The organism is Thalassotalea agariperforans, from assembly GCF_053470345.1.
The window spans coordinates 272,285-288,788 of record NZ_JBQMWH010000002.1; the positions used below are offsets into that span (position 1 = coordinate 272,285).

Genomic DNA, 16,504 nt, shown 5'->3' on the forward strand with positions numbered 1-16,504 from the left:
CAAAATAACAATAGTTTAAAGGCTGGCTAGAAATTATATTGTGCGGTTAAGCCATACATTTTCGGTTCAACATAAACATTTCTTCTGGCGCCAAAAAAACTTTTTCTTCCTAATAACACTGGGCTGTCTTCATCCGCGATATTTTTTGCCCACAGTGAAAAAGTAAAACCGCTATTTAAAGGTGAAATGGTTATGCTGGCGTTAGCAATACCATAACCGGATATTTCGCCAACCTTCAGTACATCACCATCGGCTAAATTTATCTCGCTGGTACCATCAAGATCTGAACTATAGTCATCAATATAATGATAATTCATTGATAAAGTTAACTCTGAGTTAATTGATGATAGCTGCCTAAAATAATTAACCCCTAAATTAAATGTATAATCTGACACTTCTGGTAATGGGCTACCAGAAAGATCTTCACCATTTAAGCCACCATTTTTAAACTTATCAAATTTTCCATCAAGTAAACCGATCGCGGCAAAATATTCAAAGCTATCGGTATAATAAATTGCCTCAAGTTCAAGCCCTTTTGTAGTAACTTCAGCTGCATTTCGAATACTTAACGCAGTTGTACCAGAGCTGAGTTTTACTAATTGATTAACTTGAAAGTCATCATATTGTGAATAAAACAATGCGCTACTAAACATTAATGACTGTTCAAAAGCGTAACCTTTCAAACCAATTTCATAGGTTTCAACGGTTTCTTTATCAAACGCAATGCCCGCATCTAATTGATCTTGAGTTAAAAAATCAGCGTTGTAACCACCACTTTTATAACCAGAGGCGTACTTGATATAACTATGAACGTCATCGTTAACTTGATACTTTAATGACACTAAAGGTGAAAAATCATGATAACGGCTAGTATCTTTTACCGAGCCATTAGCAAGCTTTAAAGCAGGAATGATCGGACGACCGGTTTCGGCTTCTATGCTTGAGATCTGCCAATCAATCGCCTTTTTTTCATCACTGTATCGAAAACCTAAATCCAAGGTGAATTTATTATTTAACTGATAATTACTATTAAAAAACACGGCTAAGTTCGAGGTATCAACACGACCTTCGGTATTTAGCACCCCTGGATAAAAAGCGGTTAATAACCCCTGAGATTGAGGATCACCTAATGAAGCGCCATATTCAATTAAACTACGTTCAACCCCAGTAAATAAAGTGATCGCATCATCTAGTACTTTGGGTTGGCGCTTAGTATAAGCATCTTGTTGATAATAATAGACACCTGCTACGTACTGAAACTTACCAATAGGTGATATTAATTGTAGTTCTTGGCTATATTGATCATAGTCATCAAGATAATTAAAAGCTGCCACTTCAGCGTTAGAAAAGTCAAAGTCATTCACAAACTCAATGTTAGATTCACGATGACCTGTAATGGATTTTAGTATAAAACCATTCGCTAATTGCCAATCTAAGGTTAATATTTCGCCACCTAATTCTCGCTCTTCATAAGGATCAATATCAAAACTAACCTTACGACGTTCCGGAGCTTCCGTATTACGTAATAAACCTAACGTATCGGTTATCGGTTCGCCATCAAACGATAAACGCTCGGAAGTTAACTGATCAACAGAAAAATGGAACGATAAGCTATGGCTAATATCACCACTAAGTTGTAATCGAAAAGATTGGTTATCTTGCTCATTTAGCCAATTACCTGTGACTATATTTTCAGTTAAACCATCACGTTTAAAGCTATTAACAGATAACTTGGCAAAAATATTGTCGCTTAAGGGGCTATTAATAATAGCGTTAACTTGCTGTAAATCATAATTTCCAACACCTAAACCGACACGGCCAAAAAACTCATCTGTCGGTTTTTTAGAGATCAGGTGTACGGCGCCTGCAACATTATTTTTACCAAATAACGTACCTTGGGGGCCACGTAAAACTTCAATCCGTTCAAGATCAAAGATATCTTGATTATTCGCCAGTGACTGCCCTAAATATACGCCATCTAGATATAAGCCAACACGAGAGTCAAAACCAATATTTCGACTTGCAGCACCCACGCCTCTTAACGAGATAACAGAACCGGAGTCATTGGTTGTTGTCATCCGCATATTAGGAATAAACTCAGCGATCTCATTCAATTGTTTAAAGCCAACATTTTCAATTTTTGTGGGTTCAATCGCGGTAATAGAAATAGGCACTTCTTGAATATTTTCAGTACGTTTTTGAGCGGTCACAACAATTTTTTCAATTGATTGTTCCTTTACAATAGATACCACTTCTTCGGCCAATAATTGCGGTGATAATGCTAAAAATAAAGGGCTTAATGTAAATAGCTTAGAAAACTTATTATGAGTTAATAAAACATTATTTGGCATCGTGGCTAAGTCCATTTTTTGTTGGTGAACAAGTATCAAATTTTATCATTGTTAATTAACAGGGTTAAACATTGTTCTCTAACTATATAATTATCCTATGAATTATATACTAGTCTAGCTATGGATGGAAAATACAGCCAATTAAATTTTCATTATCAAATAAAACTTAATTTAAGTTGGCATTTGGCAATAAAAATAAACATTTCCAATATAAAACGGTAAACATTTTATAAATATAGCGGCTTTTTAACAAAACACGACAACTCTCACTCCCTTAAATAAGCAATTTCTGGTAGCATGCGATAAATTTTTCCGTTGAGTTCAATCATGAAAGTTATCTCATTTAATATAAACGGGTTACGTGCTCGCCTTCATCAATTACAAGCCATTATTGATAAACACCAACCTGATATCATTGGCTTACAAGAAATTAAAGTTCACGATGAAGCTTTTCCTTTAGCTGACGTTGAAGCCATGGGCTATCACGTATATTTCCATGGTCAAAAAGCCCACTACGGTGTTGCCATGTTATGTAAAAAGCCAGCTGAAGTGGTAACTAAAGGTTTTCCTACCGATACCGACGAATCACAAAAACGTATGATCATGGTCACCACAACAAATGAATCTGGTGAAAAAGTAACTGTCCTCAATGGTTATTTCCCACAAGGGGATAACATTAATCATGAAACAAAATATCCTTATAAACGTCAGTTTTATAAAGATTTAATGACATACTTAGATGATCATCATAGCCCCGAAGAAAATATTATTGTGATGGGTGATATCAATATTTCACCACTTGATTTAGATATTGGTATTGGTGAAGTCAACCGCAAACGTTGGTTAAAAACAGGTAAATGTAGCTTCCAACCAGAAGAACGTGAATGGTTAGCTAAATTAATGGCTTGGGGCTTTTTAGATTCATTTAGAACATTGCACCCTACAACAGAAGAAAAGTACTCATGGTTTGATTATCGCTCGCGTGGTTTTGATGATAATCGAGGTCTGCGCATTGATGTGATTTTAGCAACAAACCACCTAGCAAAAAAATGTATTGAATCGGACATTGATTATGAGCTACGTGGTATTGAAAAACCATCTGATCACGCGCCAATTTGGTCAACGTTTAGCGCTTAAAGTTAAGTAGGCTTAAAATGAATAATTTGTCACCGGCAACATCACTGAATACAGCACAGCAAACAGTATACCGCTGCCCTATTTGCCATACCGCGTTATTAAAAAATAACCGAAGTTTTAACTGTGAAAAAAATCACGGATTTGACTTAGCAAAAGAAGGTTATGTTAATTTACTGCCCGTGCAGTTTAAGCAATCGAAAAACCCCGGTGACAATAAAGCAATGGTAAATGCACGCCGTGCTTTTTTAGAGCAAGGCTATTATCAGCCATTAGTTGATAAACTTGTAAGCCTTTATCAAAAATACAACCAAGGACAAGGTAACTTTCTTGATGCTGGCTGTGGTGAAGGCTTTTACACACATCAACATAAAACCGATAACAACCGCATCTTTGCTGTAGATATTGCCAAAGAAGCAATAAAAAAAGCCGCTAAAAAATATGCTCAGGCTGAATTCAGTGTTGCGACTTTGTCACAACTTCCTTTTGCTGATGAAAGCTTTCAATGGCTGTTATCAATTTACGCGCCCATTTTAGAAGCGGAATTTACTCGTGTTATGTCTATTAATGGTTATTTATTAACCGTGACACCAGCCAATAAACATTTGTTTCAGTTAAAGTCATTAATTTATCAAGCAGCTAAAGAGCATGATGTTGAACGAGAGCCGATAAGCCATTTAACATTAATTCACCAAGAGCAATTAACTTACACCATGACCTTAGCTAAAGGTGAAGATACTTTGAATTTATTATCTATGACACCGTTTGCTTTTAAAGCTAGTGAAGCCGTTAAAGCTGAAATAGCAGCACAAGATAACTTTGAGTGTCAGGCTGATTTTTTGATCAAGTTATATCAAAAACAAAACTAAACTAACTCAACTAAACCAATTCAACTCAACCAGAATTCAGGATTTTAACTTGCTGTTATTCAACGTTATTCTGAGAACTATAAGATAAGTTTAGTAAGTTTACTAAGTCGAAATATTTAGGTTTATTGACCGATAACTTAACATCGCCACCTTGCTGATTTATCTTAGCAACCCCTTCTTTATACCAAGCAGCCAATGCTGGTGGTAAATATTTATCGGCCTGCAAGCCCATCATGATATAGGTTTGCAGCGGCATACTCAGAATAAAAATGGCACTAACTAAAGCTTGGCTCAATAAAAAGTTAGCATTCGCGGCATAAGGTAAAGCAACCACCAAAACAGCAAAATGCAAACTATAGCGACAAACAAAGCGACTAATGCTAACTTGGCGATATTCGGCAAAGTATTGCATTAATTCTGCGCGCTCAGGCCAAAGCTTTAAATACTGGCGACCTAATTGAATAAGTTGTAATAATGATATTTTCATAAAATTGACTATAGCAGTTTTCTTAATAATTCGCAGCTAACAAAAAACTTATCAGCTGCTAATCGGGCCCGTTGACCTTTTGTCTATAATTCTAGTTCTAACATAGCTTTCAAAACAAGGTACAAACGATGAAATATCGCTATTCTCAACAACTACTCCTGCACAGTTCTAATAACTTGCATCCATGCAAGAATATAAAAAGTAAAAAACACTGTACTGGCAACGCTAGGGACGAACCCGAAGGTCAACACCTGTGTGGCCTTGCTACTACAGGTTATCGCTCATTTATGCAAAACATCTACACCTCAATCGCTCTACATATCAATCGTGCTGTACCTCAATCGCTCAGTACCTCAACCGCGCTGCCTTATATAGAATACATGCAGTTTATTGTAAAAACCTACAGAAAAATTTTACACATTCTTAGCAAATTTAAGCCATAAATACGAAATAGCTCATAATTATAAGCCTCATTGATAAACACCATTTTCTATAGCTTTATTCAATTATTTACATTAAAGCCTTAATAGTTCAAAAAAAGCACTGTGCACTTATCAAACACCAACAAAAAACCAAATAAAAACCAATGAAATCATAATAGTAAAAAGTAACCCATAGATTACCCACAAACATATCCACAACTCATGTGGATATAAAAACCTAAATAAACAATAAATTATTGAGCGCTAACATAATAAAACATATGTTTCACAAGAATTAACAATCAAATACAGTAAAAACAAGTGTTTTATAGGTTTTATCAAAAATAAAATATGTTTATCAGGCTGGTTAAGTTTTTTAACTCCTTTGCTAATCGTCAAATTATAGCGTGAACAACCATTAAAACCCCTATAGCACAAGACAATTAGGCTAGAGTTTATAGTGCTTAAACGGTATAGTATGCGCAATAAAAAACAAGCACTATAACTTTCTCTCAAGCAAAAAGTTATTCACATTCTTATAGGGCGTTTATGACAATTCTTTATGGCATTCACAACTGTGATACGGTAAAAAAAGCACAAAGTTGGTTAAACCAGCAAAGTGTTAGTTATCAATTTCATGATTTACGCAAAGATGGCTTAACCAGTGATTTATTAACCGATTTTTTTCGTCAAAATGACTGGCAAACATTGGTAAATAAACGCAGTACCACTTTTAGAAACTTACCTGCAGAAATAAAAGATAATTTAACTGAAGAAGTTGCTTTTAACACAATTTTAGAACAGCCCACGCTATTGAAACGTCCATTATTAGCCCACAATCAACAATTACATTTAGGCTTTAAACCAGCCCAATACCAAGAGTTATTTTCATGATAGATTCCGATGTTATTGCACTAACCAAAGACTTGATCAGTCGACAATCTGTAACCCCAGAAGACGCTGGCTGCCAACAATTAATGGCTCAAAGATTAAGCAAGTTAGGGTTTAATAATGAAAGTATGGTGTTTGAAGACACCACCAATATGTGGTGTCGTAAAGGCACAGAAAAACCCGTTTTTTGTTTTGCTGGCCATACTGATGTTGTCCCTGCAGGCCCATTATCAGAATGGAAAACACCACCGTTTGAGCCAACGATTATTGACGGTATGTTGTATGGGCGCGGCGCGGCCGACATGAAAGGTAGCTTGGCTGCCATGATAGTCGCCACGGAGAAGTTTGTTACCAACCACCCTGATCACCAAGGCTCAATTGCTTATTTAATTACCAGTGATGAAGAAGGCCCATTTATTAATGGCACAACACGGGTCATTGATACCTTAGAAGCACGTAATGAAAAAATTGATTATTGTATTGTTGGTGAGCCTTCAAGCAGTTTTGAAGTAGCTGATATCGTGAAAAATGGTCGTCGTGGTTCTATTTCGGGTGATATTACCATTAAAGGCATTCAAGGCCATGTCGCTTATCCACACAATGTAAAAAACCCAATTCATTTGGCCATGCCGGCATTTGCTGAATTAAGCCAAGAGCGCTGGGATCAAGGTAACGATTACTTTCCAGAAACCACCTTTCAATTAACCAATATCACTTCAGGTACTGGCGCAACCAATGTGGTTCCTGGCCATTTACACGCACTCTTTAATTTACGTTATAGTACCGAATTAAATGACGATGTTATTGTTGAACGTGTAGAAGCCATATTAAACAAGCATCAATTAGATTACGATTTAACATGGACCTTTAACGGTAAACCTTTTATTACCGAACCTGGGGTGTTGTTAGATGCCGTAACCGGTGCAATTAAAACAGTGACCAATAGAGAAACTGAACTTTCAACCGCTGGTGGTACTTCTGACGGCCGATTTATCGCACCAACGGGTGCCGAAGTTATTGAATTAGGTCCTTGTAATAAAACGATTCATCAAGTGAATGAGTCAGTTTCATGTCAACATTTAGAAGACTTAACTGAGATTTATTACCACGCCTTAGTTAACATGTTGTGCCCAAAATAATGTCAACGGACATCACTGTTGAACAATTATTAGGAAAAACAGATAGCCATATTACTTGGCTATCTAAAAGCATTGGTGTTCATCATCAAATGCTTGAAAAATTTCAGTTAATGCAAGCAGCAGCACAACGAGATGGTATTGATATTACCATTGCGAGTGGCTTTCGAAGTTTTGAGCGCCAGTTGGCAATTTGGAATCGAAAAGTAAGTGGCGAATTACCGGTCAACAACCTAAATAACCAGCCCGTCGACTTAGCTACGCTTACACCTTTAGAACAGCTTAAAGCGATATTATTATATTCTGCCCTGCCAGGTACCAGCAGACATCACTGGGGTTGTGATATTGATGTATATTCTGCTGATGCCCTGCTGAGCTCTCAGCAGCTTAAATTAGAATTATGGGAATACCAGCAAGCAGGTCCGTTTTATCCATTAACCTGCTGGTTAGATAAAAACGCCAGTGATTTTGGTTTTTACCGCCCGTACCAACGCTATCAAGGCGGTGTTGCTGCTGAGCCTTGGCATTTATCTTATGCGCCGCTAGCAAAGTTATTCCTAGGTGCGTTTAATAAGGTAGGTATTACTGAGTTAGCAAAATTACTAACAAATAGCGATATTCAATTACAAACAACAATTGTTGAACAGTTAAATTTTATTACTGAGCAATACATTAACAATATAAGTGAGTTTTCCCATGGATAGTAGTTGGCTACCACTGATCATCATTATTGCTGTGGTTTTATTTATGATCGGTAATTTCAGCACAGTACAAAAAAACGCTAAAACACCACTGCGTAAAAAAGGGCTAAACGATTTAAAAGAAACTTTGCCAAGAACACACAAAGGTAAAGACGAAAAAACAACCTTTAGTAAAAAATGAGTTGCCATAAAAAAGCCAGCTATTTAGCTGGCTTAGTCATTCACAAAGTTAGAATTAGTTAGCTTTTTAAATCATCAAAAAACTTTTTCACACCGTCAAAAAAGCCTGTTTCTTTTGGGCTATGATGAGAGCGCTTGCTTTCTATACCTGTTTCTAATTGCTTCAATAAGTCTTTTTGTGCACTAGATAAGTTAACTGGTGTTTCAATAACCACTTTACACATTAAGTCGCCAACCACTGAACTGCGCACTGATTTAACACCTTTACCACGTAAGCGGAACATTTTTCCGGTTTGGGTTTCTTTTGGTATTTTCAGTTTTACCTTGCCTTCAAGCGTTGGTACTTCAATTTCACCACCTAAAGCCGCGGTAGTAAAACTGATCGGAACTTCACAAAATAGGTTGTTTTCATCACGAACAAAAATCTTATGATCTTTAACACTAACTTGTACATACAAGTCGCCTGCTGGTGCGCCATGCTCACCCGCTTCACCCTCGCCGGTTAAGCGAATTCTGTCACCGGTATCAACCCCTGCAGGAATTTTAGCGTTAAGGGTTTTGGTTTTCTCAACACGTCCTTGACCACGACATGAAGTACATGGATCAGAAATAACTTTACCTTGGCCAGAACACGTTGGACAAGTTTGCTGAACAGCAAATAAGCCTTGACGCATTTGTACTTGACCATGACCATGACAAGTTGAACAAGTTTTAGCGCTAGTGCCTTTTTTCGCACCGCTACCATTACAAGGTTCACAGCTAACATAAGTAGGCACTTTTAATTCTACCGACTTACCTCGAACTGCATCTTCTAAGGTCATTTCTAAATTGTAACGAAGATCTGAGCCTCTGCGTGAACGTGATTGACCACCACGACCACCTCGGCCACCACCAAAAATATCACCAAAAACATCGCCAAAAATATCGCCGAAGTCTTGACCGCCGCCAAAACCGCCACCGCCATGTCCGCCTTGTTCAAAAGCTGCATGACCATATTGATCATAAGCGGCACGCTTTTGATCATCATTCAGTACTTCATAAGCCTCTTTAACTTCTTTAAACTGCTCTTCTTTCGATTTATCACCTTGAGTACGATCCGGGTGAAACTTCATCGCTAAGCGTTTATAGGCTTTTTTAATATCGCGTTCTGATGCATCTTTTGATACACCTAATACTTCATAATAATCACGTTTTGACATATTTTTCTTACTTCAAATACTTTAAAAATGGGAATTTAATTTGTTTAGCCATTTATTAACCAAAATGAATCCGTTAAAAAATAAATCACTAAACAAATAAAAATCAGTTACACCACGTATTAATGAATATAACAAAGCGCCGATTAACGACGCTTTATAATTCTTGTTTATACAACGACATTTACGCCGTTTGATTGTGATGATTTCGTTTGAGGTCTAGGCGAAAGCGCACAGCATACAAATGTATGTGAGCACTTTCAACAACGACATCGAGCGAAAGCACTCAAACAAACCAGTAAATTATTTGTCGTCTTTAACTTCTTCAAATTCAGCGTCAACTACGTCATCGCCTGCTGGAGCAGAATCAGCTTCAGCTGCACCTTCCGCGCCACCTTGAGCTTGCGACTTAGCTTGAGCAATTTCCATTAACTTAGCAGAAGCTTCCATTAATGCTTGAGATTTAGCATCGATTTCTTCTTTGCTATCACCTTTACGTGCTGTTTCTAAATCGGTAATTGCCGCTTCAATTTTCTCTTTATCTTCGCTTGGTAAATCATCACCCGCTTCAGTAATTTGTGTACGTGTAGCGTGGATCATACCATCAGCTTGGTTACGAGCAGTTACTAACTCTTCAAACTTAGCATCAGCATCAGCATTTGCTTCTGCGTCACGTACCATTTGATCCACTTCATCATCTGATAAACCTGAAGAAGCTTTAATGGTAATTTTTTGCTCTTTACCGGTATTTTTGTCTTTTGCAGTTACATGCAAAATACCATCCGCATCAATATCGAAAGTTACTTCGATTTGTGGCGTACCACGTGGTGCTGGATCAATACCTTCTAAGTTAAATTGACCAAGTGATTTGTTAGCTGAAGCTTGCTTACGCTCACCTTGTACAACATGTACTGTTACTGCTGATTGATTGTCTTCAGCTGTTGAGAACGTTTGCGATTGCTTCGTTGGGATTGTTGTGTTTTTGTCGATAACTTTAGTCATCACACCACCCATGGTTTCAATACCTAATGATAATGGCGTAACGTCTAATAATAATACGTCAGTTACATCACCAGATAAAACACCACCTTGAATTGCAGCACCAGCAGCAACCGCTTCATCAGGGTTTACATCTTTACGTGGCTCTTTACCAAAGAAGTCAGTTACCGTTTTTTGTACTAACGGCATACGTGTTTGACCACCAACTAAAATAACATCGCTAACTTCACTTACTGATAAATCAGCATCTTTAAGCGCTTGTTTTAATGGCTCTAAGGTTGCTTTAACCATGTCTTCAACTAATGACTCTAACTTAGCACGGCTGATCTTAATGTTCATGTGCTTAGGACCAGAAGCGTCAGCTGTGATGTAAGGTAAGTTAACATCAGTAGATTGCGCAGAAGAAAGCTCACATTTTGCTTTTTCAGCACCTTCTTTTAAACGTTGCATCGCTAATGGATCTTTTGTTAAATCCATGCCTGAATCTTTCTTGAATTCTTCTACAAGATAGTTGATTAAGCGGTTATCAAAATCTTCACCACCTAAGTGAGTGTCACCGTTCGTTGCTAATACTTCGAACGTGTGCTCACCTTCTACTTCATCAATTTCAATAATTGAGATATCGAAAGTACCACCACCTAAATCGTAAACAGCAACAACTTTGTCACCTTGTTTTTTGTCCATACCGTAAGCAAGTGCTGCTGCTGTCGGTTCGTTGATGATACGTTTAACATCAAGACCCGCAATACGGCCAGCATCTTTAGTTGCTTGACGTTGTGAATCGTTAAAGTAAGCAGGAACAGTAATTACTGCTTCAGTTACTGTTTCACCTAAGTAGTCTTCAGCTGTTTTCTTCATTTTCTTAAGAACTTCAGCAGAAACTTGTGGTGGCGCTACGTTTTTATCACGAGCCGTTACCCAAGCATCACCGTTGTCGGCTTTAACAATACCAAATGGCATGATGCCGATATCACGTTGAACTTCTTTATCTTCAAAACGACGACCAATTAAACGTTTAATCGCGAATAATGTATTTTTAGGGTTAGTTACCGCTTGACGTTTAGCTGGTTGACCAACTAACGTTTCACCTTCATCGGTATACGCGATGATTGAAGGAGTTGTACGATCGCCTTCTGCATTTTCAATTACACGAACTTTGTCGCCATCAAGAACAGCTACACATGAGTTAGTTGTCCCTAGGTCAATACCAATAATTTTGCCCATCTTTAGGATCTCCGAATACGTTAAAACAATTATTTTCTTTCGATGAGAAGTTAATGGGGGCTTGAAATAAGGTTTCAATAGAAAATGTAAAAAAAAATGAATTTTTTTTGAAATAATACCAATCCGTATAATACCTGTTTTTTCTATTGCATAAAAAAAGCCGCAATACTGCGGCTTCGAAATTTGAGTGATGTGGTTGCTATTTAGCGTCCATTACCTCAATTTTTTTCTGCCAAATTTGTGGGCCAGTTACATGCGCCGACTCACCTGTGCTATCAACCGCAACAGTTACCGGCATGTCTTCAACTTCAAATTCGTAAATCGCTTCCATTCCCATATCTTCAAAAGCAACAACTTTGGCTTTTTTGATCGCTTTAGAAACAAGGTAAGCTGCGCCACCTACCGCCATTAAATAAACCGACTTATGGTTTTTAATACTTTCGCAAGTTGCCGCACCACGTTCTGCTTTACCAATAGTGCCTAACAAGCCAGTTTCCGCTAACATCATTTCGGTAAATTTATCCATACGTGTTGCTGTTGTTGGGCCTGCAGGACCTACCGCTTCGTCACCAATAGCATCAACAGGGCCTACGTAATAAATAAATTTATCCGTGAAATCAACCGGTAACTTTTCGCCCTTAGCTAACATATCTTGAATACGTTTATGCGCAGCATCGCGACCAGTTAAAATAGTGCCTGACAATAAAACTGTTTCGCCCGTTTTCCATTCGCTAACATCGGCTTTTTTCAAGTCATCAACATTAACACGGCGAACATTTTCACCTACTTCCCAAGTAATTTCTGGCCACTCTTCTAATTTAGGTGGCGTTAAATCGGCAGGGCCTGAGCCATCTAAATGAAAATGCACATGGCGTGTTGCCGCACAGTTAGGGATCATCACTACCGGTTTTGAGGCCGCGTGAGTAGGTACCGAATTAATTTTAACATCAACAACCGTTGTTAAACCGCCTAAACCTTGCGCGCCAATACCTAATTTATTAACACGTTCGTAAATTTCTAAACGTAATTCTTCTTCGGCATTTTGCGGGCCACGTTCAATTAATTCTTGAATGTTAACCGGATCCATCAAACTTTCTTTTGCTAACACACCAGCTTTTTCCGCAGTACCACCAACACCTATACCTAACATGCCAGGTGGACACCAACCCGCGCCCATTGTTGGTAAAGTTTTAACCACCCAATCAGCAATCGAATCTGATGGGTTTAACATTACCATTTTGGTTTTATTTTCACTGCCGCCGCCTTTGGCTGCGATCATCACTTCAACTTCATTGCCAGCAACCAAATCAATATGCACTACTGATGGTGTATTATCTTTAGTATTAATACGTTTGCCAGCAGGGTCAGCAACAATAGATGCACGTAATGGGTTGTCAGGATTCATATAAGCACGGCGCGTGCCTTCATCAACCATTTGTTGAACGGTTAAATCGGTTTTATCCCATTTAACATCCATACCAACTTTAACAAAACAAGTGACAATACCGGTATCTTGGCAAATAGGACGTTTACCATGAGCCGACATTCTTGAGTTAATTAAAATTTGAGCGATAGCATCTTTAGCCGCGGTACTTTCTTCTTTGTGATAAGCTTTTTCTAGCGCTTGTACAAAGTCTAATGGGTGGTAATATGAAATGTATTGCAACGAGTCAGCAATACTTTCAATAAAATCTTCTTGTTTTATGGTTGTCATAACTTTCTCTATTTATGATGAAGTGAGTTAGAAGCTAATTCTTTTGTTGAAAGTTGAAAAATTGCCGATATCATACCTTGCTTAATCCCTTGCTGCTAGTAGTTCAACCGTTAAACAAGGTTGAGCATAGTACATTTTTACTAATTTTATAATTTCGATTAACCGCGGTACTCATAACAATGCTAGACAGCTTGCAAGCTTTTACTAATCTACCAAAATTTAACGATATTCAAGTAAGCAATATTGTTTTTAATAATCTTCAATATCCAGAAGATTTATTTCGCTGTATTAAAGATAAACCTTGGGCGATGTGGTTAGACTCTTGTGAGTCAAACCATGTTGATAGCCGCTTTGATATTATTGTTTGGCAACCTGAGTTCACGCTCGTCACCAACGATAAATCCACTCAAGTGAGCAATAACTTAACGGCGCAAACAATCACCTCAACTGATGATCCATTAACGTTAATACAACAATTAATTGCGCTTACTTTTGTTGACCACATCAAGCCTGATGTTGCACAGTCGGTACCTTTTTGCGGTGGTGGTATTGGTTACTTTGCTTACGACTTGGGGCGACGGTTTGAAAATTTACCCAATCAAGCAATAAAAGACATTCAACAAGCTGATATGGCGGTCGGGATATATAGCCATGCGGTGATTTACGATCGCAAAAACAACAGCTTTCAGTTAGTTGCACCCAAAGATAAATTGCCATTATTAAAAACCGAAATACAAAATTTATTATCAAGCTCACCAGCAACCACAGCTTTTGCTTTAACCAGTGACTGGCAAGCAAATATGACAGAGCAAGCGTACCAAGAAAAATTTGCCCAAGTACAAAACTATTTATTGTCGGGTGATTGTTACCAAATTAATTTAGCGCAGCGCTTTAGTGCGCACTATAGCGGTGATGAATTTACCGCTTATCAGCATTTGCGCAAACATAATAAAGCGCCCTTTTCTGCTTTTATTCGCTTAGAAAATTCAGCCGTATTAAGTGTTTCGCCCGAGCGTTTTTTAAAGCTTAGTAATAACAAAGTGCAAACCAAACCCATAAAAGGTACTCGCCCTCGCCATAGCGATGCCGTCATTGATCAGCAGCTTGCTGATGAATTAAAAGTAGCCACAAAAGATCGCGCTGAAAACTTGATGATTGTTGATTTATTAAGAAATGATCTCAGTAAAGTTTGTGTGCCCGGCAGCGTCAAAGTACCGGAAATATTTGCTATTGAAAGTTTCCCATCCGTTCATCATTTGGTTAGCACTGTTGAAGGTCAGCTTGAATCTGGCTTTAACGCTACCGATTTATTGCGCGGTGCATTTCCTGGCGGTTCAATCACTGGCGCGCCAAAAATAAGAGCAATGGAAATTATTGACGAATTAGAACCCCAACGCCGTAACTTGTATTGCGGTTCTATTGGTTATATTTCTGCTTGTGGCAATATGGACACGAGTATTACCATTCGCACACTAATATGTGAAAATAACCAAATACATTGTTGGGCCGGTGGTGGTTTAGTGGCCGATTCCAATGTCGCTAGTGAATATCAAGAAACCATCGACAAAGTGAATAAAATCTTACCTATTTTGTCACAGTTATAAGGCATAAAATTCTTCGTTTTATATTTCTAAATAGCTATCGATATGCTTTAATCAATAGATGAATAAAACACAGTTTTTACCTCGTTTTCATCTATTTACGTTAGCCAAAGCGGGCTATCGCTTTAATGCAAACATTAATTTTAGCTCGCAAACACCGCAAGCTAATGTTGGTAAAAGCACATTAAAACAAGCGGCGGTACTTGTTCCCTTGTTTGAAAAAAATCAGCAACTGCATATTTTATTTACTTTACGGGCCTCACACCTAAAACATCACGCTGGCCAAGTTTCTTTTCCCGGCGGGAAAGTTGAACCAACAGATACAAATTTAACGGCAACGGCACTTAGAGAAGCCGAAGAAGAAATTGGTTTAAGTGCCGATAACTGCCAAATTTTAGGCAAGCTTAATAGTTACCAAACTAAAACCGGCTTTCAAGTTCATCCTATCGTTGCTTTAATTAATTACCCAACTAATTTTACAATTGATGAAAACGAGGTAGCCGAAGTATTTTCAGTACCGCTCAGTTTTATTACCAATAAAAATAATCATTTTACTGTGCTTAGCCATATAAATGGTCGTCAACACCCCGTCACATTTATGCCATATCAGCACTATAATATATGGGGTGCTACGGCAGCGATGCTAAAAGATTTAGCTATGCACATAAAAAATTAACGGTGATTGTCAAATCACGAGTAAATCACAATCGCTTTTATGAATTACAACAATCTAATAAATCAATTTTAATGATTAGGATTATTAGTCAATAATAAACCCAGTTCAAAACACTTGCTTCACAAAAGCTAATTTTAAAGATAAGGAAAAATTATGTTGCAATCAAAAGAAGGTCAAAAAGTTCCACAAATTACATTTCCGACCCGTCAAGGTGATGCTTGGGTAAATGTTTCTACTGCTGAATTGTTTGATAATAAAACAGTGATCGTTTTCAGCTTACCTGGTGCTTTCACACCAACCTGTTCATCAAGCCATTTACCACGTTATAACGAATTAAAGCCGGTTTTTGCACAATACGGCGTTGATGACATTTTATGTGTTTCGGTGAACGACACGTTTGTTATGAATGCTTGGAAAGACGATCAGGAAGCAGAAAATATTACTTTCATTCCTGATGGTACCGGTGCTTTCACTGATGGCATGGGCATGTTAGTTGACAAAAGTGATATCGGATTTGGCAAACGCTCTTGGCGCTACAGCATGTTAGTTAAAAATGGTGTTGTAGAAAAAATGTTTATTGAAGCCGATGTACCTGGCGACCCGTTTGACGTATCAGATGCTGATACCATGTTAAATTACATCGCTCCAGAGCATCAGTTACAAGAGTCAATCACTGTGTTCTCAAAGCCTGGCTGCCCATTTTGTGCAAAAGCAAAAGCCTTATTAAAAGAAAAAGGTTTAAGCTTTGAAGAAGTGGTATTAGGTAAAGATGCAACAACAGTAAGTTTACGTGCCGTAAGTAATCGTTCAACGGTACCACAAATATTTATTGGTGGTACCCATATTGGCGGCAGTGACGACTTAGAAAATTACTTTGCTAAATAATCACAAAACTTAACTGTTTACTTAGCAATTAAAATGCA

The 16,504-nt window shown here is 37.9% G+C and carries 14 protein-coding genes; 9 read left to right on the plus strand and 5 right to left on the minus strand.

The window, feature by feature from the left end:
* Positions 1 to 26: 26 nt before the first annotated feature.
* A complete protein-coding gene (locus ACSLUO_RS04400; protein ID WP_448246544.1) occupies positions 27 to 2,390 on the minus strand; it encodes a TonB-dependent receptor in 2,364 nt (787 codons plus the stop codon).
* Positions 2,391 to 2,678: 288 nt separating this feature from the next.
* Between ACSLUO_RS04400 and xthA the strand changes: the two genes are divergently transcribed.
* Together xthA and rlmA are read left to right on the plus strand one after the other, a co-directional pair.
* A complete protein-coding gene (xthA, locus tag ACSLUO_RS04405) occupies positions 2,679 to 3,488 on the plus strand; it encodes an exodeoxyribonuclease III (protein ID WP_448246545.1) in 810 nt (269 codons plus the stop codon).
* Between the two features lie 17 nt (positions 3,489 to 3,505).
* Positions 3,506 to 4,354 (plus strand): 23S rRNA (guanine(745)-N(1))-methyltransferase, encoded by an 849-nt coding sequence (rlmA, locus tag ACSLUO_RS04410; RefSeq protein ID WP_448246547.1) that lies wholly within the window; start codon positions 3,506 to 3,508, stop codon positions 4,352 to 4,354.
* A 55-nt stretch (positions 4,355 to 4,409) separates the two neighbouring features.
* Here rlmA and yfbV read toward each other — a convergent pair whose 3' ends face one another.
* On the minus strand, positions 4,410 to 4,841 hold the full coding sequence (yfbV, locus tag ACSLUO_RS04415) for a terminus macrodomain insulation protein YfbV (protein ID WP_448246549.1): 432 nt from the start codon (positions 4,839 to 4,841) through the stop codon (positions 4,410 to 4,412).
* Between the two features lie 971 nt (positions 4,842 to 5,812).
* Between yfbV and ACSLUO_RS04420 the strand changes: the two genes are divergently transcribed.
* Genes ACSLUO_RS04420 through ACSLUO_RS04435 form a run of 4 tightly spaced genes read left to right on the plus strand, consistent with a single transcriptional unit; the run spans position 5,813 to position 8,172 of the window.
* A complete protein-coding gene (locus ACSLUO_RS04420; protein ID WP_448246550.1) occupies positions 5,813 to 6,157 on the plus strand; it encodes an ArsC family reductase in 345 nt (114 codons plus the stop codon).
* Positions 6,154 to 7,293 carry a succinyl-diaminopimelate desuccinylase gene (gene dapE / locus ACSLUO_RS04425; protein ID WP_448246552.1) on the plus strand — a complete coding sequence of 380 codons (1,140 nt, stop codon included), beginning with the start codon at positions 6,154 to 6,156 and terminating at the stop codon, positions 7,291 to 7,293. Before ACSLUO_RS04420 ends, dapE begins: the two co-directional genes overlap by 4 nt.
* A complete protein-coding gene (locus ACSLUO_RS04430) occupies positions 7,293 to 7,994 on the plus strand; it encodes a M15 family metallopeptidase (RefSeq protein WP_448246553.1) in 702 nt (233 codons plus the stop codon). The genes dapE and ACSLUO_RS04430 overlap by 1 nt, the downstream gene beginning before the upstream one ends.
* The gene (locus tag ACSLUO_RS04435; protein WP_448246554.1) at positions 7,987 to 8,172 is read left to right on the plus strand and encodes a hypothetical protein; all 186 of its coding nucleotides are present in this window, start codon (positions 7,987 to 7,989) and stop codon (positions 8,170 to 8,172) included. The genes ACSLUO_RS04430 and ACSLUO_RS04435 overlap by 8 nt, the downstream gene beginning before the upstream one ends.
* Before the next feature lie 58 nt (positions 8,173 to 8,230).
* Here the strand turns inward: ACSLUO_RS04435 and dnaJ are convergent, their stop codons facing one another.
* The 3 genes from dnaJ to ACSLUO_RS04450 all read right to left on the minus strand — a co-directional run bounded on the left by dnaJ (position 8,231) and on the right by ACSLUO_RS04450 (position 13,304).
* Positions 8,231 to 9,370 carry a molecular chaperone DnaJ gene (gene dnaJ / locus ACSLUO_RS04440; RefSeq protein WP_448246555.1) on the minus strand — a complete coding sequence of 380 codons (1,140 nt, stop codon included), beginning with the start codon at positions 9,368 to 9,370 and terminating at the stop codon, positions 8,231 to 8,233.
* A gap of 300 nt (positions 9,371 to 9,670) precedes the next feature.
* Entirely contained in the window at positions 9,671 to 11,590 is a 1,920-nt protein-coding gene (dnaK, locus tag ACSLUO_RS04445; RefSeq protein WP_448246557.1) for a molecular chaperone DnaK, read from the minus strand.
* A 199-nt stretch (positions 11,591 to 11,789) separates the two neighbouring features.
* Entirely contained in the window at positions 11,790 to 13,304 is a 1,515-nt protein-coding gene (locus ACSLUO_RS04450; protein ID WP_448246558.1) for a fumarate hydratase, read from the minus strand.
* A 179-nt stretch (positions 13,305 to 13,483) separates the two neighbouring features.
* On the opposite strand from ACSLUO_RS04450, the gene pabB reads away from it, so the two are divergent.
* The 3 genes from pabB (at position 13,484) to ACSLUO_RS04465 (ending at position 16,466) form a co-directional block, all read left to right on the plus strand.
* Positions 13,484 to 14,908, plus strand: coding sequence for an aminodeoxychorismate synthase component I (gene pabB / locus ACSLUO_RS04455; RefSeq protein WP_448246559.1), 1,425 nt, complete (start codon positions 13,484 to 13,486; stop codon positions 14,906 to 14,908).
* A gap of 58 nt (positions 14,909 to 14,966) precedes the next feature.
* A complete protein-coding gene (locus tag ACSLUO_RS04460; protein WP_448246561.1) occupies positions 14,967 to 15,581 on the plus strand; it encodes a CoA pyrophosphatase in 615 nt (204 codons plus the stop codon).
* 153 nt (positions 15,582 to 15,734) lie between these two features.
* A complete protein-coding gene (locus tag ACSLUO_RS04465) occupies positions 15,735 to 16,466 on the plus strand; it encodes a glutathione peroxidase (RefSeq protein ID WP_448246562.1) in 732 nt (243 codons plus the stop codon).
* Positions 16,467 to 16,504 lie beyond the last annotated feature (38 nt).